The following is an 18,434-nucleotide window of genomic DNA, read 5'->3' on the forward strand; positions in this document are numbered from 1 at the left end:
CTCTCCCCCTCTATCGCGACAGATCGTCGGGCCCGAAGGCGAACGGCAGGAAGTCCGCCATCCGCATCGGGCCGTCGGGCGTCTCCACCAGCAGATCGGCGCCGCCGTGCTCGAACAGCAGCTGGCGGCAGCGCCCGCACGGCATCAGCAGCTCGCCGTGGCCGTCCACGCAGGTGAAGGCCACCAGCCGCCCGCCGCCGCCCGCGTGCAGCGCCGAGACGAGCCCGCACTCGGCGCACAGCCCCACGCCGTACGACGCGTTCTCCACGTTGCAGCCGGTGACGGTGCGGCCGTCGTCGGCCAGTGCCGCCGCCCCCACCGGGAACTTCGAGTACGGCGCGTACGCGTGGGTCATGGCCTCGCGGGCCGCCTCGCGCAGCGCCTCCCAGTCGATCGTCATTTCGCCTGCCCCCTCCGATACGGGACCCCGTCGGCCGCCGGCATGCGCAGCCGCTGCGAGGCCAGCGACAACACCAGCAGTGTGGTCAGGTGGGGGGTGAACGAGGTGAACTGCTCCGGAACGGTGTCCGTCAGGGCGAAGATCGCGAACACCGCGATCGCCACGATCCCGGTGACGAGCGCCGCGATCCCCCGCCGCTGCCGTACGAGCTGGTAGACCGCCACGGCGGCGAGCAGCAGCGCGACGACCAGCAGCAGCGCGTGCACCGAGATGCCGCCCTGGCGGAGCTGGAGCGCGTCGGTGTAGCCGAACAGCGCGGCGCCACCGGCGAGCCCCCCCGGCCGCCAGTTACCGAAGATCATGGCGGCGAGGCCGATGTAGCCGCGCCCGCCCGTCTGGCCGTCCCGGTAGATGCCGGCGGCCACCAGCGACAGGAACGCGCCGCCGAGCCCGGCGAGCAGGCCGGAGACGAGCACCGCGGCCCACTTGTAGAGATAGACGTTCACGCCCAGCGACTCGGCCGCGACCGGCCGCTCGCCGCACGCCCGCAGGCGCAGCCCGAAGGGCGTGCGCCACAGGACGTAGAACGACAGCGGCACCAGCAGGATCGCCAGGATCGTGAACCAGGACACACCCTGGGTGATGCCCCGCAGCACGCCCGCGAAGTCGGACAGCACGAACCAGTGCGTGGCTTCGAGCGTCCGCAGCGGGTCGTCGAGGAAGCCCAGGCTCACCGTGCCCAGCTTCGGCAGCGGCGGGGAGTTCTTCGTGCCGCCGCCCGGCATGCCGTTGAAGACGAGCTGGGACAGGTACTGCGTGAAGCCGACGCCGACGATGTTGATCGCCACGCCGGAGATGATGTGGTCGACGCCGAAGGTCACCGTCGCGACCGCGTGGATCGCGGCGCCCAGCGCCCCGCCGATCGCGCCGGCGAGCACGCCCGCCCACGGGCTGTGGAACTGGAGCGCGCCCCAGGCGCCGAACCAGGTGCCGAGCACCATCATGCCTTCGAGGCCGATGTTGACCACCCCGGCCCGCTCCGACCACAGGCCGCCGAGCCCCGCGAGCCCGATCGGCACGGCGAGGCCGAGCGCGGCGCTGACCGTGCCCGCGGACGTGATGTCGTTCGCGCCGGTCACCAGGCGCGCGACCGACAGCAGCACCACCAGCCCGGCCAGCCCGAGCAGGAGCATCGGCGCCGACAGCCGGAAGCGCCGCGCCGGAGGCGTCTCGACCGGACGCTCAACCGGAAGGTCCGTCGCCGTCATGCCGTCTCCTCGATCTCGTCCGCCGCGCTCATACCGCCGCCTCCGCCTTCGGCGGCTCCGCCGGGGCGGCGAGCTGGCGGCCGACCCGGCGCTGTTCCGCCACCATCCGGTATCGGTGGACCAGCTCGTACGCGATGATCACCGAGAGCACGACGACGCCCTGCATGATCTGGACGATCTCCTTGGGGATGTCGAGCAGCTGGAGCTGGTTGGAGGAGTTGTACAGGAAGCTCCACAGCAGCGCGCCGATCGCCATGCCGACCGGGCTGTTGCGCCCGAGCAGGGCGATCGCGATCCCGGTGAAGCCGAGGTCGGTCGGGAAGTTGTTGCTGTACTTGTAGGAGGCGCCGAGCAGCTCCGGCATGCCGATCAGCCCGGCGATCGCCCCCGACATGACCATCGTGACGACGATCATCTTCTTCACGCTGACGCCGCTGGCCACCGCCGCCGACTCGGACTTGCCGGTCGCCCGCAGTTCGAAGCCGAACCGGGTGCGGGTGAGCACGACCCAGTACGCGACACCGAGCAGGACCGCGACCACGATGAACCCGTTGACCAGCACCGGCGTTCCCGCGATGAGCGGGATGCCGGGCATGTGCGCGTCGTCGGGGATGGGCCGGGTGCCGAGGTCGTTGCCGGTCAGCACGCCGAAGTGCTCGCTGACCAGCCACGACCCGAGGCCGGTGGCGATCGCGTTCAGCATGATGGTCGAGATGACCTCGCTCACGCCCCGGTAGACCCGGAGCAGACCGGCGATGGCGGCCCACAGGGCGCCGACGACCACCGCGGAGACCACCACGAGGACGATGTTCAGCACGCCGGGGACCACGGCCGCGCCGCCGACCGCGGCGGCGACCACGGCCGCGAGGCGATACTGACCGTCCACGCCGATGTTGAAGAGGTTCATCCGGAAGCCGACGGCCACGGCGAGCGCGGAGATGTAGTACATGACCCCGGTGTTGAGGGTCATGACCATCGACCGCGGCTGGGTGCCGTAGTCGGCGAGCGTGGTGAACGCCTCCACCGGCTCCTTGCCGGCGATGAGCAGGACCACCGACGTGATCAGCACCGCGAAGACGACCGCGAGCACCGGCGCGGCCACGGCGAGCCAGCCGCCCAGCCGGACCCGTCCGAGCATCCGGTCGAGGAAGCCGCTCATACGCCCTCCCCGGCGCCGGTCATCGCCGAGCCCAGTTGCTCGGGCGTCACGTTCGCGGGATCGACGTCGGCGACGATCCTCCCGCGCAGGATCACCTTGAGCGTGTCGGACAGCCCGATCAGCTCGTCCAGGTCCGCGGAGATCAGCAGCACGGCCAGCCCGGCGGCGCGCGCGGTGCGCAGATGGTCCCAGATCGCCGCCTGCGCGCCGATGTCGACGCCACGTGTGGGATGGCTGGCGATGAGCAACACCGGGTCGCCGCTCATCTCGCGGCCGACGATCAGCTTCTGCTGGTTGCCGCCGGACAGCGCGGCGGCGTCCACGTCGATCCCCGGGGTGCGGACGTCGTAGTCCTCGACGATCCGCTGGGTGTCGGCCCGCGCGCCCGCGCGGTCGATCCACGGGCCCCTGACGTTGGGCCTGCGGGTCTGGTGACCGAGGATGCGGTTCTCCCACAGCGGGGACTCCAGCAGCAGGCCGTGCCGGTGGCGGTCCTCAGGGATGTAGCCGATCCCGCCCGCCCGCCGTCTGAGCGTCGACCAGTGGGAGATGTCGGCGTCGCCGAGGGTGAGCGCGGCCACCTCGCAGGGGCGCATGCCCATGATCGCCTCGACCAGCTCCGCCTGGCCGTTGCCCTCGACACCCGCGATGCCGAGCACCTCGCCCTTGCGGATGTCGAAGCTCACGTTCTCGACCACCGTCCGCCCGTCGCCGGTGCGCACGGTCAGGTCGCGTACGGACAGGGCGACAACGTCGGTGACGGTCGACTCGCGGGTCTCCGGGCTGGGCAGCTCGCTGCCGACCATCAGCTCGGCGAGCTTGCGGGAGGTCACGCCCTCCGGGTCCACGGTCGCGACGGTGGTGCCGCGCCGGATGACGGTGATGGCGTCGGCGACGCGGAGCACCTCGTCCAGTTTGTGGGAGATGAACAGGATCGTCAGCCCCTCGCGGACCAGGCCGCGCAGGTTGTCGAACAGCTCGTCCACCTCGTGCGGCACGAGCACGGCGGTCGGCTCGTCCAGGATCAGGATGCGGGCGCCCCGGTAGAGCACCTTGAGGATCTCCACCCGCTGGCGGTCGCCGACCCCCAGCTCCTCCACCGGCACGTCGGGCCGCACGCCCAGGCCGTACGCGTCGGAGATCTCCTTGATCTTCCTGCGCGCGGCGGCGAAGTCGAGGGCGAGGCCGCCGCGGCGGGGCTCGCTGCCGAGCACCACGTTCTCCAGCACGGTCAGATTGTCGGCCAGCATGAAGTGCTGGTGAACCATCCCGATGCCGGCGGAGATGGCGTCGGCGGGGGTGTGGAAGCTCACCGGCGACCCGTCGACGCGGATCTCCCCCTCGTCGGGACGCTGCATCCCGTAGAGGATCTTCATGAGCGTGGACTTGCCCGCGCCGTTCTCGCCGACGATGGCGTGGATGTGCCCTCGGGCGACGCGGAGGTGGATGTCGCTGTTGGCGACGACTCCCGGGAACCTCTTGGTGATCCCGGCGAGCTCTACTGCGGGCGCCGTAGCGGTGGCGACGGTAATGGCGGCCTCCTCCTCGCGGAGTGCCCGATGACGGTCAAGTGGTAGTCAGAGTAGAGCAAAAGGGCCCGGGGCGGGTGCCACCGGGCCCCTTGAACGCGCAGGTCAGGACGTCGGGACCGAGATCTCGCCGCCGATGATCTTCTGCTTGTACTCGTCGATCTTCGGCTTGATGTCGTCGATCTTGCCACCGGTGGTGGAGTAGTCGACGCCGCCGGCCTTGAGGTCGTAGACGGTCGGACCGGGCTTGACCGTGCCGGTGGTGAAGTTCTTCAGGAAGTCGAAGACCGCCACGTCGACCTTCTTGATCATCGAGGTGATGATCACGTCCTTGAAGTCGGCGTACGCCGGGAGGGCCGCCTGGTCGGAGTCGACGCCGATCGCCGACGCCTTCGCGGCCTTGGCCGCCTCGAAGACGCCCGCGCCGGAGCCGCCGGCCGCCTGGTAGACCACGTCGGCGCCGGCGTCGTACATGCCCTGCGCGGCGGTCTTGCCCTTGGCCGGGTCGCCGAAGCCGCCGAAGTCCGGGGGCTGGGTGAGGTACTTGCTCTGGATCTTGATGTCCGGCTTGACGGCCTTCGCGCCGGCCTCGAAGCCCGCCTCGAACTTGTGGATCAGCGGCACGTCGACGCCGCCCACGAAGCCGATGTTGCCCTTCTCCGACTTGAGCGCCGCCGCGGCGCCGACGAGGAACGACCCCTGCTCCTCGGCGAACATCAGGTTGCTGATGTTGTCGCCCTTCGCGGCGTCGTCGTCGACGATGGCGAACTTGACGTCGGGGAACTCCTTGGCGACCTTCGCCACCGAGCCCGAGTAGGCGAAGCCGACCGCGATGACCGGGTTGTACCCGCCGTTGGCGAGCAGACGCAGCCGCTCCTCCTTCTGGGCGTCGGTCTCGCCCGCCGTCGCCTCCAGTTCCTTCTTCTCGACCTTCAGCTCCGACACGGCCTGGTCGAGGCCCTTGGCGGCGGCGTCGTTGAACGACCCGTCGCCGCGGCCGCCGATGTCGTACGCCAGACCCACCTTCGCGCCGCCGCCGGCCTCGGCGGGGGCGGATGACGCGCCGGCCGTGGCTCCGGTCGTGGTGTCGTCGCCACCCCCACACGCGGCGGCGGCCATGAGCAAGACGCCGCCCATGGTGGTGGCGGCCAGTTTGCTAACTCGATTGCGGAGCAAGGTGTTGACTCCCCTTCCGTTCCCCGCCGTCCAACTCTCGTCGCACGCACGCAGGAACGCACGGCAACCCTGCACGGAAGATAGTTGTTTGACCTGCATAGACCAAACCCGCATACCACTCCGCAACATGTCCGTTATTGAGCCCAGTCCGGGCTGTGACCCTGGGACAGCCTGGGAAAACTCGGTCATGCCGACCGGACGATCACGCTGGTGAGCGGCCTGCGCGGCGTCCTGGCACTCCCCGCGCACGGCCGGGAGTCACTCCGTGCGGGTGAGAGATCCGGAGTACCGGATGCCTCCCTCCCCCGCGCGAGTCACCTCGAAGGTGGCCGTGCGGTCCCCCTGCGGGGTGATCGAGACCCTGCCCGGATAGCAGGTGTCGCCGCGCACCTGCCCGGCGTCCGGCCGGTCGGCGGGGTCCGGGGCCAGGCAGGCGACGACGAGATCGCGCAGCGTGCCGGTGAGCGGCCCGAGGTCCGGCATGCCGTACAGGATGTGGGCCATGACGGCCAGGTGCGTGTCGCCGGGCTTGAAGTCGCGGTGGACGACCCCCGCCCGGTGGATCGCGGCCAGCGCGGTGGCCGTCCCCACGGCCACCCGGTCGAGGTCGCCGCCGGTCCGCGGGCCGGCGGCCGCCACATGGTCGCGCAGCGACGGTCCGTCGACGTACTCGCTCACGATGTACGGGCAGTCGCCGTCGAGGTCGGCGTCGAGGACCTGGGCCGTGCAGAAGGGCGCGACCCGGCGCACCGCCTCGATCTCACGGGCGAAGCCGCGCCCGGGCGGATGTGCCGTCGAGCCGGGTGCGCAGGAGCTTCACGGCCACCGGCCCGCCCGGCGCGCCCACGCCGAGGAAGACGATCCCCTGGCCGCCCACGCCCAGGCGGCCGTCGAGGCGGTAGGTCCGAGGCGCCAGGGATCCTCGGGACGCAGGGGGGGGAGACGCCGGGCATGAGGCCCACGCCTCAGCGGTTGCCGCCCCACAGGGCGGTGAGCGCGGTCGCGGCGAGCACCTTGACGCCGATGCCGATGGCGCGCTCGTCCACGTCGAACTGCGGCCGGTGGAGGTCGACCTCGTCCACGACCCCCGGCGGCCGGGTGCCCAGGCGGGCGAGCGCGCCGGGCACCGATTCGAGGTACCAGGAGAAGTCCTCGCCGCCGAGGCTCTGCGGGGTGGGCACGGCCCTGTCCTCGCCGATGATCTGGGTGACCGCGTCGTGCAGCATCTGGATGCTGGTGGCCTCGTTCACCGTGGGCGGCGTGCCGCGCCGGTAGTCGATCTCGGCGTCCACGCCGTACGCGCAGGCGACCGAGTCGAGCAGGGCCTTGACGAGGTCGGGGGCCTGGTGCCAGGCCTCCTCGTCCAGCGACCTGATCGTGCCCTGGGCCGTCCCGACGTCCGGGATCGCGTTGGCCACCGATCCGGCCGAGATCTGGCCCCACACGAGGCTGAGGCTGGACCGGGGGTCCACGCGCCGCGACAGCGCGGCCGGGAGTTCGGTGACGATCTTGCTGAGCGCGTAGACGAGGTCCACGGTCAGGTGGGGCCGGGCGGTGTGCCCGCCGGGGCCGGCCACCCGGATGCGCAGGCTGTCGCAGGATCCGGTGATCGGGCCGGTGCGCAGGCCGACGTGCCCGGCGTCGAGGCGCGGGTCGCAGTGCAGCGCGAAGATGCGGTCGACGTCGTTCAGGCCGCCGTCGCGCATGACCTCCAGGGCGCCGCTCGCCACCTCCTCGGCGGGCTGGAAGATCAGCCGTACCCGGCCGGGCAGCGCGCCCGCGTCGGCCTGCTGCGCCAGGAACAGCCCCGCGCCGATGACCATGGCCGTGTGCACGTCATGGCCGCAGGCGTGGCAGGCGTTCGGGTTCGTGGAGCGATAGGGGACGTCCTTCTCGTCCTCCATCGGCAGCGCGTCGATGTCGGCGCGCAGGGCGACCGTCGGCCCCTCGCCCCGGCCGAGGTCCACCCACAGGCCGGTCCCTCGGGACATCGGGTGTGGCGTGAGACCGGCGTCGGTCATGCGCTCGGCGATCTTCTCCGTCGTGCGATGCTCGCTGAAGGCGATCTCCGGATGCGCGTGCAGGTCGCGCCGGAACTCGATCAGCTCATCGTTGTGCTCGCGAAGGAAGTCCGCCAGTTGCGCGGCCAGGTCGGTGCTTCCCGGCACGGCCGCGTCCGGCGTAGCGAGCTTCGATGAGGTGGCCACGGGTCTTCCCTTCTCCGGTGAGCCGTCCCGGCCACGGGTCATCGGATCGTCCATATGATCACTAAAAGAAGTCATGAAAAAGCCCAGAAGGGCCGAGCGGGCGTGCCTCGCCTCCACCGACCCTTCATTCACAATCCTCCCATGCCGCGAGCCCTTGATACGGCGGGTTACCCAGTATTTACACCGGTCATCGCCGATTGTCAGAGTTGCGGCGCAGTTTCCCGGACATATCAGACGTACCCCTTCAGGAGCCCGATTGTCCGGCGTCGCGGTTGGGGTTCGACGTCACGAACCTGTCCTCGGCGAGCTCGATGATCGTGGCATCGACCACGTCCTGGAGGCTCCCGCCGTCGGCGAGGATCGCCCGCTGGCGCTCGGAGGAGCTTCCCTGCTCCAGCACGTCGGTCACGACCGCCAGTTCCTCGGCACAGCCGAGCCGCTCTGCGACCGGTTCGAGTTCGCGCTGAAGTTCATACAATACGTCGCGCATCGGCGCCGTAGAGCCATGGTCGTCGGTGATCACGTCCGCGTCGAGACCATATCGCGTCGCGCGCCACTTGTTGTCGCGAACCACCCACGGCGCCGGATGCGGCAGCGTGTAGCCCCGGTCGATCTGCTGGTCGAACTGCTGCACGAGGCACTGGGACAGCGCGGCGACCATGCCGACCTCGCGCGGCGTGGGGATGCCGTCGAACATCCTGATCTCGATCGTGCCGAAGTCGGGGTGCGGCCGGATGTCCCACCACACCTCCTTGATGCTGCGGATCGTGCCCGCCTTGATCAGCGTGTCCATGTACTCCTCGAACTCGGCCCAGTCGGCAAGCAGATGCGGCGGCCCGGCGGTGGGCAGCGAGCCGAAGACGATGGCCCGGCTCGACGCCAGCCCGGTGTCCTGCCCGCCCCAGTAGGGGCTGGAGGAGGTGAGCGCGAGGAAGTGCGGCAGGTACGCCGCGAGGGCGTTGACGATCGGGATGACCTTGTCCCGCTCCCGCACGCCGACGTGGACGTGCACGCCGAACGTCTGGATGCGCCAGGCGAGCCACTGCATCTCCTCGACCAGTTCCACGTACCGCTGGTTGGGCGCGTAGACGGCGTCCCGCCAGTCGCTGATCGCGTGGGTCCCGGTGCAGGCGAGCGCCATGCCGCGCGGCTCGACCACCTCGGCCAGCCGGTCGATGCTCTTGCGCAGGTCCTGTACGGCCTCCGCGACCGTGTGGCAGACATCGGTGATGATCTCGACCTGCGACTGCATCAGCTCGTGCATCGCCTTGGGCCGCTGGCCCTCACTGAGGTCGGGGACCGCGGCGAGCACGTCCCTCGCGTCCTGGCGCAGATGCCGCGTGTGCGTGTCGACGAGCTGAAGCTCCCACTCCACCCCGAGCGTCGCGCCCCGCGAGGGATTGAACTCGATGGTCACCGCTTGCCTCCATCACCTGGTCGTGCACGTGGTCGTGCCGGACTACGTCGTCAGTGGTCAGCCCTACCCCTCATCCATCCCCGCACGCCCACGGCCGCGAGCGTCAGCGCCAGGAGGATGTTCACCGCGATCAGCACCCCGTGGACGACGTAGAAGGACGTCCTGTGCCCGTCGGCGAGGTTGAAGCCCAGGTTGATCCACTCGAAGATCATGAACGCGGCGAGCGCCACGAGAAAGGCGGAGACACGTCTCGTCATGTCCCCAGTATCGGCGGCTCTCCGCGTGGCCCCGAGGTCTATGGGGCATATGTCGCTTCATGCGAAAACAGTCAAGGCTAGGCTGAGCCCCCTATGGGGACGAACCTACGGGCACTCGCCGCGACCGGGGCGGCGGCGGGGCTGCTGACGACGGCGCTGCTCGGCGCTTCTCCCGCCGCCGGAGCGCGTGCCGAGCCGACTCCGCCCACCCCGCGGGCGAGCGACACCGCGGCCGCCGCCGGGGCGACCGGGCCGGCCGCCGGGGCCGCCACCGTCGGCGGGGAACGGCTGGCCGGGCACGGCGTCATCGCGCCGGCCGGTTTCAAGGCGCCGCCCAAGACCGAGTCCTCCGCCTACCTGGTCGCCGACGCGGACACCGGCGCGGTGCTCGCGGCGAAGGACCCGCACGGGCACTACCTGCCGGCGAGCACGCTGAAGACGCTGACGGCCGTGACGCTGATCCCCCGGCTCGACAAGGACCGCAAGATCAAGCCGAGCGAGAAGGCCTGCAACGTCGAGGGCAGCGCCGTCGGGATCGTCCCCGAACCGATCTACAAGGTCGACGACCTGATGCGGGCGCTCCTCATGGTCTCCGCCAACGACGCCGCGGTCGCGCTCGCCGAGGCCAACGGCGGGCTGACCAGGACGCTCGCCGACATGAACAAGCAGGCGCGCAAACTCCAGGCGTACGACACGGCGGCCAGGACGCCGAACGGCCTGGACGCCCCGGGCCAGCGCAGTTCGGCGTACGACCTCGCCCTGATCGCCAGGGCCGGGCTGGCGATGCCCGCCTTCCGCGAGTACATCAGCACGAAGGTCGCCAAGTTCCCGGCGCCGAAGGACTACGGCAAGAAAAAGAAGAAGAAGCACCACGACGACGACTCCGACCCCAGCGAGTCTCCGGCGCCCGCCTACTACGAGATGGCCAACCACAACCGGCTGCTCGGGCGTTACAAGGGCATGCTCGGCGTCAAGAACGGCTGGACGTCGAAGGCCCTCGGCAGCTTCGTGGGCGCGGCCCGCCGTGACGGTCACACGATCATCGTCGTGATCATGCATCACCCCGGCGGCTTCTGGGAGGAGGTCTCCAAGCTGCTCGACTGGGGCTTCGCCGCGCGGAGCCGGGTCGCCCCCATCGGCGAGCTGGTCCGGCCGGCGCCCGACCCCACGCCCTCGTCGTCCGCCCTGGCCGTACGGCCCACTCAGACGCCCGGCGCGGCGGGCGGCACAGGCGGCGACGCGCACAGGGTCGCGGGAAGGGAGCCCGCGGGTTCGGGACCGGTCGTCCCCCTGTTCGCCGGTGGTGGCCTGGTGGCGATTCTCGCCCTCGGCGGCGCGTACGCCCGGCGCCGCCGGTCCCGCAGGGAGGACCCCTCCGGCGGTTGACGCCCGCCGTCAGGCCGTGCCGTGGGTGGGGGTGGTCGCGGGCGAGGGAAGCGGAGTGGGCTCGGGAGGCGGGCCGAGGGTGGCCGTCGCCGTCCACGCGGCGGCGTAGAGGATCACCCGGGCCGAGAGGTTGATCCACAGCAGCAGCCCCACGACCACCGCGAACGTGCCGTACACGGGGTTGTGCAGGGTGCTGGAGAGGATCAGCGCGGCGAGCTGCTTCAGCACCCCGAAGCCGACCGCGCCCAGCAGCGCGCCCCTGAGCACGTCGAGGAACGGCTGCGCCGGTTTGGCCAGCCAGCCGAGGATGACCAGGAAGAGCAGCAGGTCGGCGACGAGGCTCGCGGCCACCCCGGCGAGCCAGACGCCGAGACCGGCCAGCGGCGAGGAGCCGAGGCCGAGCCAGCCGGCGACCGTGCTCGTGGCCCCGGTGGCGAAGCCGCTCGCGATCACCGAGGCGAGCAGGACGACGCCCATGAGCACGAGCGCGACGAGGTCGCGCAGCTTGCCGACGAAGTAGTTGAGCGGCGGCTCACAGGTCATCCAGACGGTGCGCAGGGCCCCGCGCAGCGCGTCCATCGCGCCCAGACCGGCGTAGAGCAGGCCGAGGAGGCCGATGATCCCGGCCCGCGCCCGCGCCCCGGCGAGCTGGTCGATGTGCAACTGCCCGGCGAGGCCGGGAAGCTGGCTGTTGATCGCCTCGGTGAGCGTCTCGAGCGCGTCCGGGCGGATCGTCACGACGTACCCGAACAGCGCGAAGGCCAGCGCGATCAGCGGGAAGAACGACAGGAACGCGAAGTAGGTGATGGCGCCCGCGAGCCGGTCGCCCGTCTGCACCTGGTAGCGCTGCACGGTCCGGATGAGGTGGTCGAGCGCGCGGAAGCGGATCCGGTTGCGCTCGATCCACACCCGGCCCGCCGCCTTGACCGCGTCCACCCGCCGGGTGACCTGCTGGACGATCCCCATCCCCATCGCGGTTCTCTACCCCGCGGAGAGGGCTCGATGCCTGCCCACGGATGACCCGCCGGTGCCGGTCAGTCGAAGGACGGGGACGGCAGCAGGCCGAGGCGCTCGCGCACCTGGGCCATCGTCTCGCGGGCCACCGCGCGGGCCCGGGCCGCGCCGGCGACCAGCAGCCGGTCGAGCTCGGCCTCGTCGGCCAGCAGCTTCTCCGTACGCTCGCGGATCGGGGCGAACGTCTCGATGACCGCCTCGGCGACCTCCTTCTTGAAGGTGCCGTAGCCCTGCCCGGCGAACCGGGCCTCCAGCTCGGGGATCGGCGTGCCGGTCAGCGCGGAGTGGATCCGCAGCAGGTTGGTGACGCCCGGCTTGTTCTCCTCGTCGGCGACGACCTCGCTGCCGGTGTCGGTCACCGCGCGCATGATCTTCTTGCGCAGGGCGTTCGGCTCCTCCAGGACGTCGATGATGCCCTGCGGGCTCGACGACGACTTGGACATCTTGGCGGTCGGGTCCTGGAGGTCGGTGATCTTCTCGACCTCCTTGAGGATGTAGGGGTTCGGCACCTTGAAGGTCGGGCCGTAGCGGCTGTTGAAGCGCTGCGCGAGGTCGCGGCTGAGCTCCAGGTGCTGCTTCTGGTCCACGCCCACCGGCACCTGGTCGGCCTGGTAGATCAGGATGTCGGCCGCCTGGAGGATCGGGTAGGTGAACAGGCCGACGCCGGCCGAGCTCTCGCCGTACCTGGCGGACTTGTCCTTGAACTGGGTCATCCGCCCGGCCTCACCCATGCCGGTCTGGCAGATGAGGTACCAGGCCAGCTCGCTGTGCTCGCGTACGTGGCTCTGGGCGAACACGGCGGCGCGCTCCGGGTCGAGCCCCGCGCCGAAGAGCTGGGCGGCGGCGACCCTGGTGCGGCGGCGCAGCTCCTCCGGCTTCGGGGAGACCGTCAGCGCGTGCAGGTCGGCGATGAAGAAGAAGGCCTCGTGGGTGTCCTGCAACGCGACGTACTGCCGGACGGCGCCGAGGTAGTTCCCCAGGTGGAACGAGTCGGCGGTGGGCTGGATGCCGGACAGGACGCGAGCGAGAGCCATGGGGCAATTCTGTCAGGACTCGCGGGCTGCCCGCGACACACGCGCCGGGCCGCGGACGGCCGTCGGAGGGCCGTCAGACGGTCGCGGCCGGGGGCTCCTCCGCGGGGGTCTCATCGGCGGGGGACGCGTCGGCGGGGGGATTGCGGGTGACGCGGACGCGGGAGACCCGGCGGCCGTCCATCTCGGTCACGGTCAGCGTGACGCCCGGCGCCTCCGCGACCTCGCCGCGCTGCGGCAGGTGACCGAGGAAGGCCATGACGTACCCGCCCAGCGTCTCGTACGGCCCGGCGGGCAGCCGCACCCTCGTCTGCGCGTGGAACTCGTCCAGGTTGACCAGCCCGTCGACCTCCACGTCACCGGCGATCACCCGTACGGCGTCGCCGCTCTCGTCGTACTCGTCGCGGATGTCGCCGACGAGCTCCTCGACCAGGTCCTCCAGCGTCACGATGCCGTCGGTGCCGCCGTACTCGTCCACGACGATGGCGAGGTGGTGGCCCTCGTCGCGCATCTCGGCCAGCGTGGCGAGCACCCGCTTGCTGGCCGGCACGAGCTTGACCGGCCGGATCGGCACGACCTCGCTGATCGGCTCCAGCCGCCCGGTCCTGACCGGGTCGAGCAGGTCCCGTACGTGGACGAACCCGATGACGTCGTCGTAGGTGTCGCGGTAGACCGGGAATCGGGAGTGCGGCATGGCGGCGGCGAGCACGGCGGCCTCGGCGAGCGGCGTGTCGGCGGCCATGAACTCGACCTCGGTGCGGGGCAGCATGACCTCCCTGAGCTGGCGCTTGCCCGCCGCGAACACCTCGGCGATCACGTCGCGCTCGTCCTGGGTGAGCTCCTTGTGCCCCACGACCATGTCGCGCAACTCCTCGGTCGTCATGGCCGCCCGGTCGGCGGACGGGTTGCCGCCCACCAGCCGCACGATGCCGTTGGTCGACTTCGACAGCACCCAGATCACCGGACGCGACAGCGTGGCGATCCGGTCGAGCAGCGGGGCGGTCAGGAGCGACAGGCTCTCCGCCCGCTGGCGGCCGAGCCGCTTGGGCGCGAGCTCGCCGAGCACGAGCGTGACGTACGAGATGGCGAGCGTGACCGTGACGAACGCGGCGGGCGCGGCGGCGTCCGGCCGCATGCCCCATCCCTCCAGGACCGGGGCGAACTCCGGGCCCAGCGCGTCGGCGCCGAGGGCGGCCGACAGCACCGTCGCCACCGTGACGCCGACCTGGATGGCGGACAGGAAGCGGTTGGGGTCGCGGGCGAGCTTCTGCACCCGCGCGCCGCGGCGTCCCTCGCGGCTCAGACGGCGGATCTGGCTCTCCCGCAGGGAGACCATCGCCATCTCGGCCGCCGCGAAGAACCCGCCGATCAGGATGAATATGAGGACCAGGGCGATGGTCACCGCGACGTTGCTCACGTCTTTTGTCCGTTCGGGTGTCGGGCGTGCCGGCCGGTCGCCGCGATCTCCACGGCTCGCGGAGATTGCGGTACTGGTGGCATTTAACCCGCTCCTCAGGTCAAGCGCGTAAGCTAGGCTCTGGGCCTACATAATCAAACACTTTCGAACAGGAGCGCACAGTGCGGTTGCTGGTTACTGGTGGAGCCGGGTACATCGGCAGCGTCGTGGCGGCGCGGCTCCTGGAGCGCGGGCACGAGGTCACGGTGCTCGACGACCTGTCGACCGGGCACGCCGACGCGGTGCCGCCCGGCGCGTCGTTCGTGCAGGCGTCGATCACCGAGGCCGCCGGGGTGCTCTCCGAGGGGTTCGACGCCGTGCTCCACTTCGCCGCCAAGTCACTGGTGGGCGAATCGGTGGAGCGGCCGGGCCTCTACTGGTCGCACAACCTGGGCGGCACGCTGGCGCTGCTCGACGCCATGCGACAGGCCGGAGTGGACCGGATCGTCTTCTCCTCCACCGCCGCGACGTACGGCGAGCCGGAGCGCACGCCGATCCTGGAGACCGACCCGACCCGGCCCGGCAACCCCTACGGCGCGTCCAAGCTCGCCGTCGACACCGCGCTGACCGCCTTCGCCGGCCTGTACGGCCTGGGCGCGGTCAGCCTGCGTTACTTCAACGTGGCCGGAGCGTACGGCGGGTTCCGCGAGCGGCACACGGTCGAGACCCATCTGATCCCCAACGTCCTGAAGGTGGCGCTCGGCGAGCGGGAGTCGGTGAGCGTCTTCGGCACCGACTACCCCACCCCGGACGGCACCTGCGTCCGCGACTACGTCCACGTCACGGATCTCGCGGACGCCCACCTGCTCGCCCTCGACGCCTGCGCGCCCGGCGAGCACCGGATCTACAACCTCGGCAGCGGCAGCGGCTTCTCGGTGAAGGAGGTCGTCGAGGTGTGCCGGGAGGTGACCGGGCACCCCATCCCGGTGACCACCGCCCCGCGCCGTCCCGGCGACCCGGCCGTCCTGGTGGCGTCGTCGGAGAAGATCCAGCGCGAGCTCGGCTGGACCCAGGCGCACGGCTCGCTGCGCGACATGGTCGCCGACGCCTGGGCCGCCTGCGCGAAACCCGCCTGAGCTCCTCGCCTTCGGTGTAGGTGGCCGGTCAGGCGCGGCGCAGGGCCACGCGCATGCTGGCCCGGTTGTTGGCCGGCCGGCGGTCGCCGAAGCGGCGCGAGTAGACGGTGGCCATCGTCGCCACGGCGTGCGAGGCCCGGGACGGCACCCGGAAGACCAGCTTGAGCAGCCCCCGCGACCCCGACCTGATCGGCGGCAGCGCGCAGCCCACGAACTGGCGGCTCCGGTGGCAGCGCGCTCCGGTCGCCGACTGGAGCCGGGCCTCCTGCGGCTGGAAGAACACGTAGGCGTCCCGGACGATCCGGGGCCCCCGGTTGCGTACCTCCGCCCGTACGGCGAACCAGTGCCCGGGACGGGTGTACCGGGTGGAGGAGCTGAACCGCATGGCGAGGTCGGCGCCCTCGTCGACCTTGGTCACCGTCTCGGCCGTGTTGTCGGCCTCGTCGTCGTCCAGCACCTCGGAGGTCAGGTCGGCCCGCGCGCGGAGGGGGCCGTGCGCCCCCGGCCGGATCATGCCCGTGATCGTCATGTCCCCCGAGCCGCCGGGCAGGACGTCGTCGGAGGACCGGCAGACCACCTCGTTGCGGACGGAGCCGGGCCCGCACTCGGCCACGCCGACGTTCAGGATCTGGAAGTCGCGGGGCAGCCGCACCCGCAGCGTCGGCAGCACCGCGTCTCCCGGGCCCTTGTTGTGCACGCTGACGTGGTAGGTCAGCGGCTGCCCCGGCTGCGCCACCTTCGGCGACGCGGTGATCCCGACCATGAGATCGGCGGTCCCCCACCGCCCCTGCGCCGGCGCCGTCCCCGGCGCGGCGAGCGCCGGGTGCGGCGTTCCCGCGACGAAGACACAGACCAACCCCGTGACGACCCTGCGACCCATGCTGCTCCCCCGAAAGCGTGAGATCAATTCAATCGTCCGGGCGGTGCCCGCGACCGCCCGACACGCCGCGTACGGCGCCGCTGACGCGGGGTGGAACTCACGCCGTGACCAGGTTCTCCTGCCGCGGCGCGGACCGGTCGAGCCACAGGTTCCGGTTGGGCAGCAGCGCGAGCGCGAGGAGGGCGACCACCGCGCCCACGACCCCGAGCCAGGGGATCACCGTCGCGGTCGCCGCGGCGTGCGCGGCGGGCAGTCCGTGCGCCGGAGCCTCCCGGGCCACCACCGACGCGTACGCCGTGCCGGCGACGGCCAGTGCGACCGAGCCGCCGATCTGCCGGAAGAACGTCAGGTTCGCGCTGGCCGTGCCGACGTACTGGGGCGGCACGGACCGCTGGATCGCGACCGTGAGGCCCGACAGCATGGGCCCCATCCCGAGACCGATCAGCGCCATCCAGGCGACGAGCAGCGGCTCCGAGGTGCCGGCGGCGAGGTTCGCGCACAACGTCGTGCCCGCCACCAGGAGAACCGTCGCGGCGACGAGCCAGGGCTTGTACCGGCCGGTGCGGGAGATCAGCGCGCCGGTGACCGCGCTGCCCACCACCATCGCCAGCATCAGCGGGTAGATGTGCAGCCCGGAGGAGGTGGCGCTGAGGCCGCGCGCCTCCTGGAAGTAGCGCGGCAGGAAGACCACTCCCGCGTACATGCAGAACGCGGTGAAGAACGAGGCGACGTTGACCAGCGAGTAGGTGCGGTTCGCGAAGAGATGGAGCGGCACGATGGGCTGCTCCGCCCGGCGCTCGACCACGACGAAGACCACGAGGAGCGCGAGTGACGCGGCGATCGGCCCGATCACCGGCCCGCTCGTCCAGGTGTGGCCGTCCACGCCCTTCTCGGTCAGCCCCACGAGCAGCGCGCTGATCGCGGCGCTGAAGACCGCGATGCCGAGGTAGTCGGGCCGGGCCCCGCCGTGCCCCGGCCGGTGCGGCAGCCGCCACACGATGATCGCCACCAGGACGGCGCCGATCGGCACGTTCACGTAGAAGGCCCAGCGCCAGCTCGCGTGATCGGTGAACAGGCCGCCGAGGAACGGCCCGGCGAGGTAGCTCAGCGCCATGACCCCGCCGAGGGCGCCCTGCACGCGCCCGCCGCGCTCCGGCGGGAACAGGTCGACCACCAGCGCGAGCGACAGCGGCAGCAGCGCGCCCGCGCCCAGGCCCTGCAGACCGCGGAAGGCGATGAGCTGCCCCATGCTCTGCGCGGCGCCGGACAGGATCGAGCCGAGCAGGAACAGGGCCACCCCGGTCAGCAGGAGCGGCTTGCGGCCGTACGCGTCGGACAGCCGGCCGTACAACGGGACCGTGATGGTCGACGTCAGCAGGTAGGCGGTGACCACCCAGGTGTAGAGGCCGGTGCCGCCGAGCTCGCCGACGATCCTGGGCAGCGCGGTGCCGACGATCGTCTGGTCGAGCATCGCGAGGAACATGCCGCCCAGCACGGCGAAGAGGAGGAGTCCGTTCTTGGATCGCATGTGTCGAAGGTGACATGTCAGTGCTTACATGTCAATACGGAGGTATAGTGAGGGGCATGTCCCTGCGCATCGCCCTCCTCGGTCTGCTCACGGCGTACGGCTCGGCGAGCGGCTACGACCTGGCCAAATCGTTCGAGAAGTCGGTGGCCCACGTCTGGCAGGCCGGTCACAGCCAGATCTATCCGGAGCTCGCCAAGATGGCCGCGGACGGGCTGGTGACGGTCGAGGCGGAGGGCGCCCGCGGCCGGAAGATCTACACGATCACCGCCGAAGGCCGCGCCGAGCTGCGCGAATGGCTGCTCGGCCACGATCCCACCGGCCCGGCGCGCAGCGAGGTCGCGCTGCAGGCGTTCCTCATCCCGCTGCTCGACGCGCCGGAGGCGGTGGCCGTGCTGGAGCGGTTCCGGGCCCATTCGGAGCAGAAGCTGGTTCAGTTGGAAGCCCTCTGGACGGCCAAGCACTCGGCGCCCATCCCGGAGGGGACGGCGCGGGTCAAGTTCGGCAACCTCGCTCTGGACCTCGGGATCCGGCAGACCCGCATGGTGCTCAAGTGGGCGGACGACGCGATCGCCGAGATCCGCGCCCAGTCCTGAAGCGCTCGGTCCTGAAGCGCTCGGTCCTGAAGCGCTCGGTCCTGAAGCGGCCGGTCC

General features: G+C 71.2%; 17 protein-coding genes. 3 read left to right on the top strand and 14 right to left on the bottom strand.

Annotated elements, in window-relative coordinates; all coding sequences use genetic code 11:
* Nucleotides 1-10 precede the first annotated feature (10 nt).
* The 9 genes from Mam01_RS04225 to Mam01_RS04265 all read right to left on the bottom strand — a co-directional run bounded on the left by Mam01_RS04225 (nt 11) and on the right by Mam01_RS04265 (nt 9,413).
* Nucleotides 11-400: a cytidine deaminase gene (locus Mam01_RS04225; RefSeq protein ID WP_204284149.1), complete on the bottom strand. Its 390-nt coding sequence runs from the start codon at nt 398-400 to the stop codon at nt 11-13.
* The gene (locus Mam01_RS04230) at nt 397-1,668 is read right to left on the bottom strand and encodes an ABC transporter permease (protein WP_204284150.1); all 1,272 of its coding nucleotides are present in this window, start codon (nt 1,666-1,668) and stop codon (nt 397-399) included. The genes Mam01_RS04225 and Mam01_RS04230 overlap by 4 nt, the downstream gene beginning before the upstream one ends.
* A gap of 28 nt (nt 1,669-1,696) precedes the next feature.
* Nucleotides 1,697-2,827 carry an ABC transporter permease gene (locus tag Mam01_RS04235; RefSeq protein WP_204284151.1) on the bottom strand — a complete coding sequence of 377 codons (1,131 nt, stop codon included), beginning with the start codon at nt 2,825-2,827 and terminating at the stop codon, nt 1,697-1,699.
* Nucleotides 2,824-4,359 carry an ABC transporter ATP-binding protein gene (locus Mam01_RS04240; protein WP_204284185.1) on the bottom strand — a complete coding sequence of 512 codons (1,536 nt, stop codon included), beginning with the start codon at nt 4,357-4,359 and terminating at the stop codon, nt 2,824-2,826. The genes Mam01_RS04235 and Mam01_RS04240 overlap by 4 nt, the downstream gene beginning before the upstream one ends.
* A gap of 102 nt (nt 4,360-4,461) precedes the next feature.
* A complete protein-coding gene (locus Mam01_RS04245; protein WP_239101027.1) occupies nt 4,462-5,493 on the bottom strand; it encodes a BMP family lipoprotein in 1,032 nt (343 codons plus the stop codon).
* Between the two features lie 297 nt (nt 5,494-5,790).
* Nucleotides 5,791-6,282: a protein kinase family protein gene (locus Mam01_RS37525; protein ID WP_307819819.1), complete on the bottom strand. Its 492-nt coding sequence runs from the start codon at nt 6,280-6,282 to the stop codon at nt 5,791-5,793.
* A gap of 215 nt (nt 6,283-6,497) precedes the next feature.
* Nucleotides 6,498-7,739 (bottom strand): amidohydrolase, encoded by a 1,242-nt coding sequence (locus tag Mam01_RS04255; RefSeq protein ID WP_373868680.1) that lies wholly within the window; start codon nt 7,737-7,739, stop codon nt 6,498-6,500.
* Between the two features lie 244 nt (nt 7,740-7,983).
* Nucleotides 7,984-9,156 (bottom strand): glutamate--cysteine ligase, encoded by a 1,173-nt coding sequence (locus tag Mam01_RS04260; RefSeq protein WP_204284153.1) that lies wholly within the window; start codon nt 9,154-9,156, stop codon nt 7,984-7,986.
* Nucleotides 9,157-9,206: 50 nt separating this feature from the next.
* A complete protein-coding gene (locus Mam01_RS04265; RefSeq protein ID WP_204284154.1) occupies nt 9,207-9,413 on the bottom strand; it encodes an SCO4848 family membrane protein in 207 nt (68 codons plus the stop codon).
* 93 nt (nt 9,414-9,506) lie between these two features.
* Between Mam01_RS04265 and Mam01_RS04270 the strand changes: the two genes are divergently transcribed.
* Nucleotides 9,507-10,799 carry a D-alanyl-D-alanine carboxypeptidase family protein gene (locus Mam01_RS04270; protein WP_204284155.1) on the top strand — a complete coding sequence of 431 codons (1,293 nt, stop codon included), beginning with the start codon at nt 9,507-9,509 and terminating at the stop codon, nt 10,797-10,799.
* 9 nt (nt 10,800-10,808) lie between these two features.
* Here Mam01_RS04270 and Mam01_RS04275 read toward each other — a convergent pair whose 3' ends face one another.
* The 3 genes from Mam01_RS04275 to Mam01_RS04285 form a co-directional block, all read right to left on the bottom strand.
* Nucleotides 10,809-11,771 (bottom strand): YihY/virulence factor BrkB family protein, encoded by a 963-nt coding sequence (locus Mam01_RS04275; protein ID WP_239101028.1) that lies wholly within the window; start codon nt 11,769-11,771, stop codon nt 10,809-10,811.
* A gap of 62 nt (nt 11,772-11,833) precedes the next feature.
* On the bottom strand, nt 11,834-12,847 hold the full coding sequence (gene trpS / locus Mam01_RS04280) for a tryptophan--tRNA ligase (protein WP_150930644.1): 1,014 nt from the start codon (nt 12,845-12,847) through the stop codon (nt 11,834-11,836).
* Between the two features lie 73 nt (nt 12,848-12,920).
* Nucleotides 12,921-14,261, bottom strand: a complete 1,341-nt coding sequence (locus Mam01_RS04285) for a hemolysin family protein (protein ID WP_204284156.1) — start codon at nt 14,259-14,261, stop codon at nt 12,921-12,923.
* Nucleotides 14,262-14,422: 161 nt separating this feature from the next.
* Between Mam01_RS04285 and galE the strand changes: the two genes are divergently transcribed.
* Nucleotides 14,423-15,376 carry a UDP-glucose 4-epimerase GalE gene (gene galE, locus Mam01_RS04290; RefSeq protein ID WP_204284157.1) on the top strand — a complete coding sequence of 318 codons (954 nt, stop codon included), beginning with the start codon at nt 14,423-14,425 and terminating at the stop codon, nt 15,374-15,376.
* A gap of 28 nt (nt 15,377-15,404) precedes the next feature.
* Here the strand turns inward: galE and Mam01_RS04295 are convergent, their stop codons facing one another.
* Together Mam01_RS04295 and Mam01_RS04300 are read right to left on the bottom strand one after the other, a co-directional pair.
* Nucleotides 15,405-16,256, bottom strand: a complete 852-nt coding sequence (locus Mam01_RS04295) for a CARDB domain-containing protein (RefSeq protein WP_204284158.1) — start codon at nt 16,254-16,256, stop codon at nt 15,405-15,407.
* Between the two features lie 97 nt (nt 16,257-16,353).
* Nucleotides 16,354-17,784: an MDR family MFS transporter gene (locus Mam01_RS04300; RefSeq protein WP_204284159.1), complete on the bottom strand. Its 1,431-nt coding sequence runs from the start codon at nt 17,782-17,784 to the stop codon at nt 16,354-16,356.
* 56 nt (nt 17,785-17,840) lie between these two features.
* On the opposite strand from Mam01_RS04300, the gene Mam01_RS04305 reads away from it, so the two are divergent.
* Nucleotides 17,841-18,377, top strand: a complete 537-nt coding sequence (locus Mam01_RS04305; RefSeq protein WP_204284160.1) for a PadR family transcriptional regulator — start codon at nt 17,841-17,843, stop codon at nt 18,375-18,377.
* Nucleotides 18,378-18,434: the final 57 nt, after the last annotated feature.

This window comes from Microbispora amethystogenes, from assembly GCF_016863015.1.
In the GTDB taxonomy this organism is placed as follows: Bacteria; Actinomycetota; Actinomycetes; order Streptosporangiales; family Streptosporangiaceae; genus Microbispora; species Microbispora amethystogenes.

Excerpts from the sequence above, each read along its gene's own strand:
- Mam01_RS04225 (WP_204284149.1), bottom strand. The coding sequence starts at position 400 with ATGACGATCGACTGGGAGGCGCTGCGCGAGGCGGCCCGCGAGGCCATG.
- Mam01_RS04230 (WP_204284150.1), bottom strand. The coding sequence starts at position 1,668 with ATGACGGCGACGGACCTTCCGGTTGAGCGTCCGGTCGAGACGCCTCCG.
- Mam01_RS04235 (WP_204284151.1), bottom strand. The coding sequence starts at position 2,827 with ATGAGCGGCTTCCTCGACCGGATGCTCGGACGGGTCCGGCTGGGCGGC.
- Mam01_RS04245 (WP_239101027.1), bottom strand. The coding sequence starts at position 5,493 with ATGGGCGGCGTCTTGCTCATGGCCGCCGCCGCGTGTGGGGGTGGCGAC.
- Mam01_RS04265 (WP_204284154.1), bottom strand. The coding sequence starts at position 9,413 with ATGACGAGACGTGTCTCCGCCTTTCTCGTGGCGCTCGCCGCGTTCATG.
- Mam01_RS04270 (WP_204284155.1), top strand. The coding sequence starts at position 9,507 with ATGGGGACGAACCTACGGGCACTCGCCGCGACCGGGGCGGCGGCGGGG.
- Mam01_RS04275 (WP_239101028.1), bottom strand. The coding sequence starts at position 11,771 with ATGGGGATGGGGATCGTCCAGCAGGTCACCCGGCGGGTGGACGCGGTC.
- trpS (WP_150930644.1), bottom strand. The coding sequence starts at position 12,847 with ATGGCTCTCGCTCGCGTCCTGTCCGGCATCCAGCCCACCGCCGACTCG.
- Mam01_RS04295 (WP_204284158.1), bottom strand. The coding sequence starts at position 16,256 with ATGGGTCGCAGGGTCGTCACGGGGTTGGTCTGTGTCTTCGTCGCGGGA.
- Mam01_RS04300 (WP_204284159.1), bottom strand. The coding sequence starts at position 17,784 with ATGCGATCCAAGAACGGACTCCTCCTCTTCGCCGTGCTGGGCGGCATG.
- Mam01_RS04305 (WP_204284160.1), top strand. The coding sequence starts at position 17,841 with ATGTCCCTGCGCATCGCCCTCCTCGGTCTGCTCACGGCGTACGGCTCG.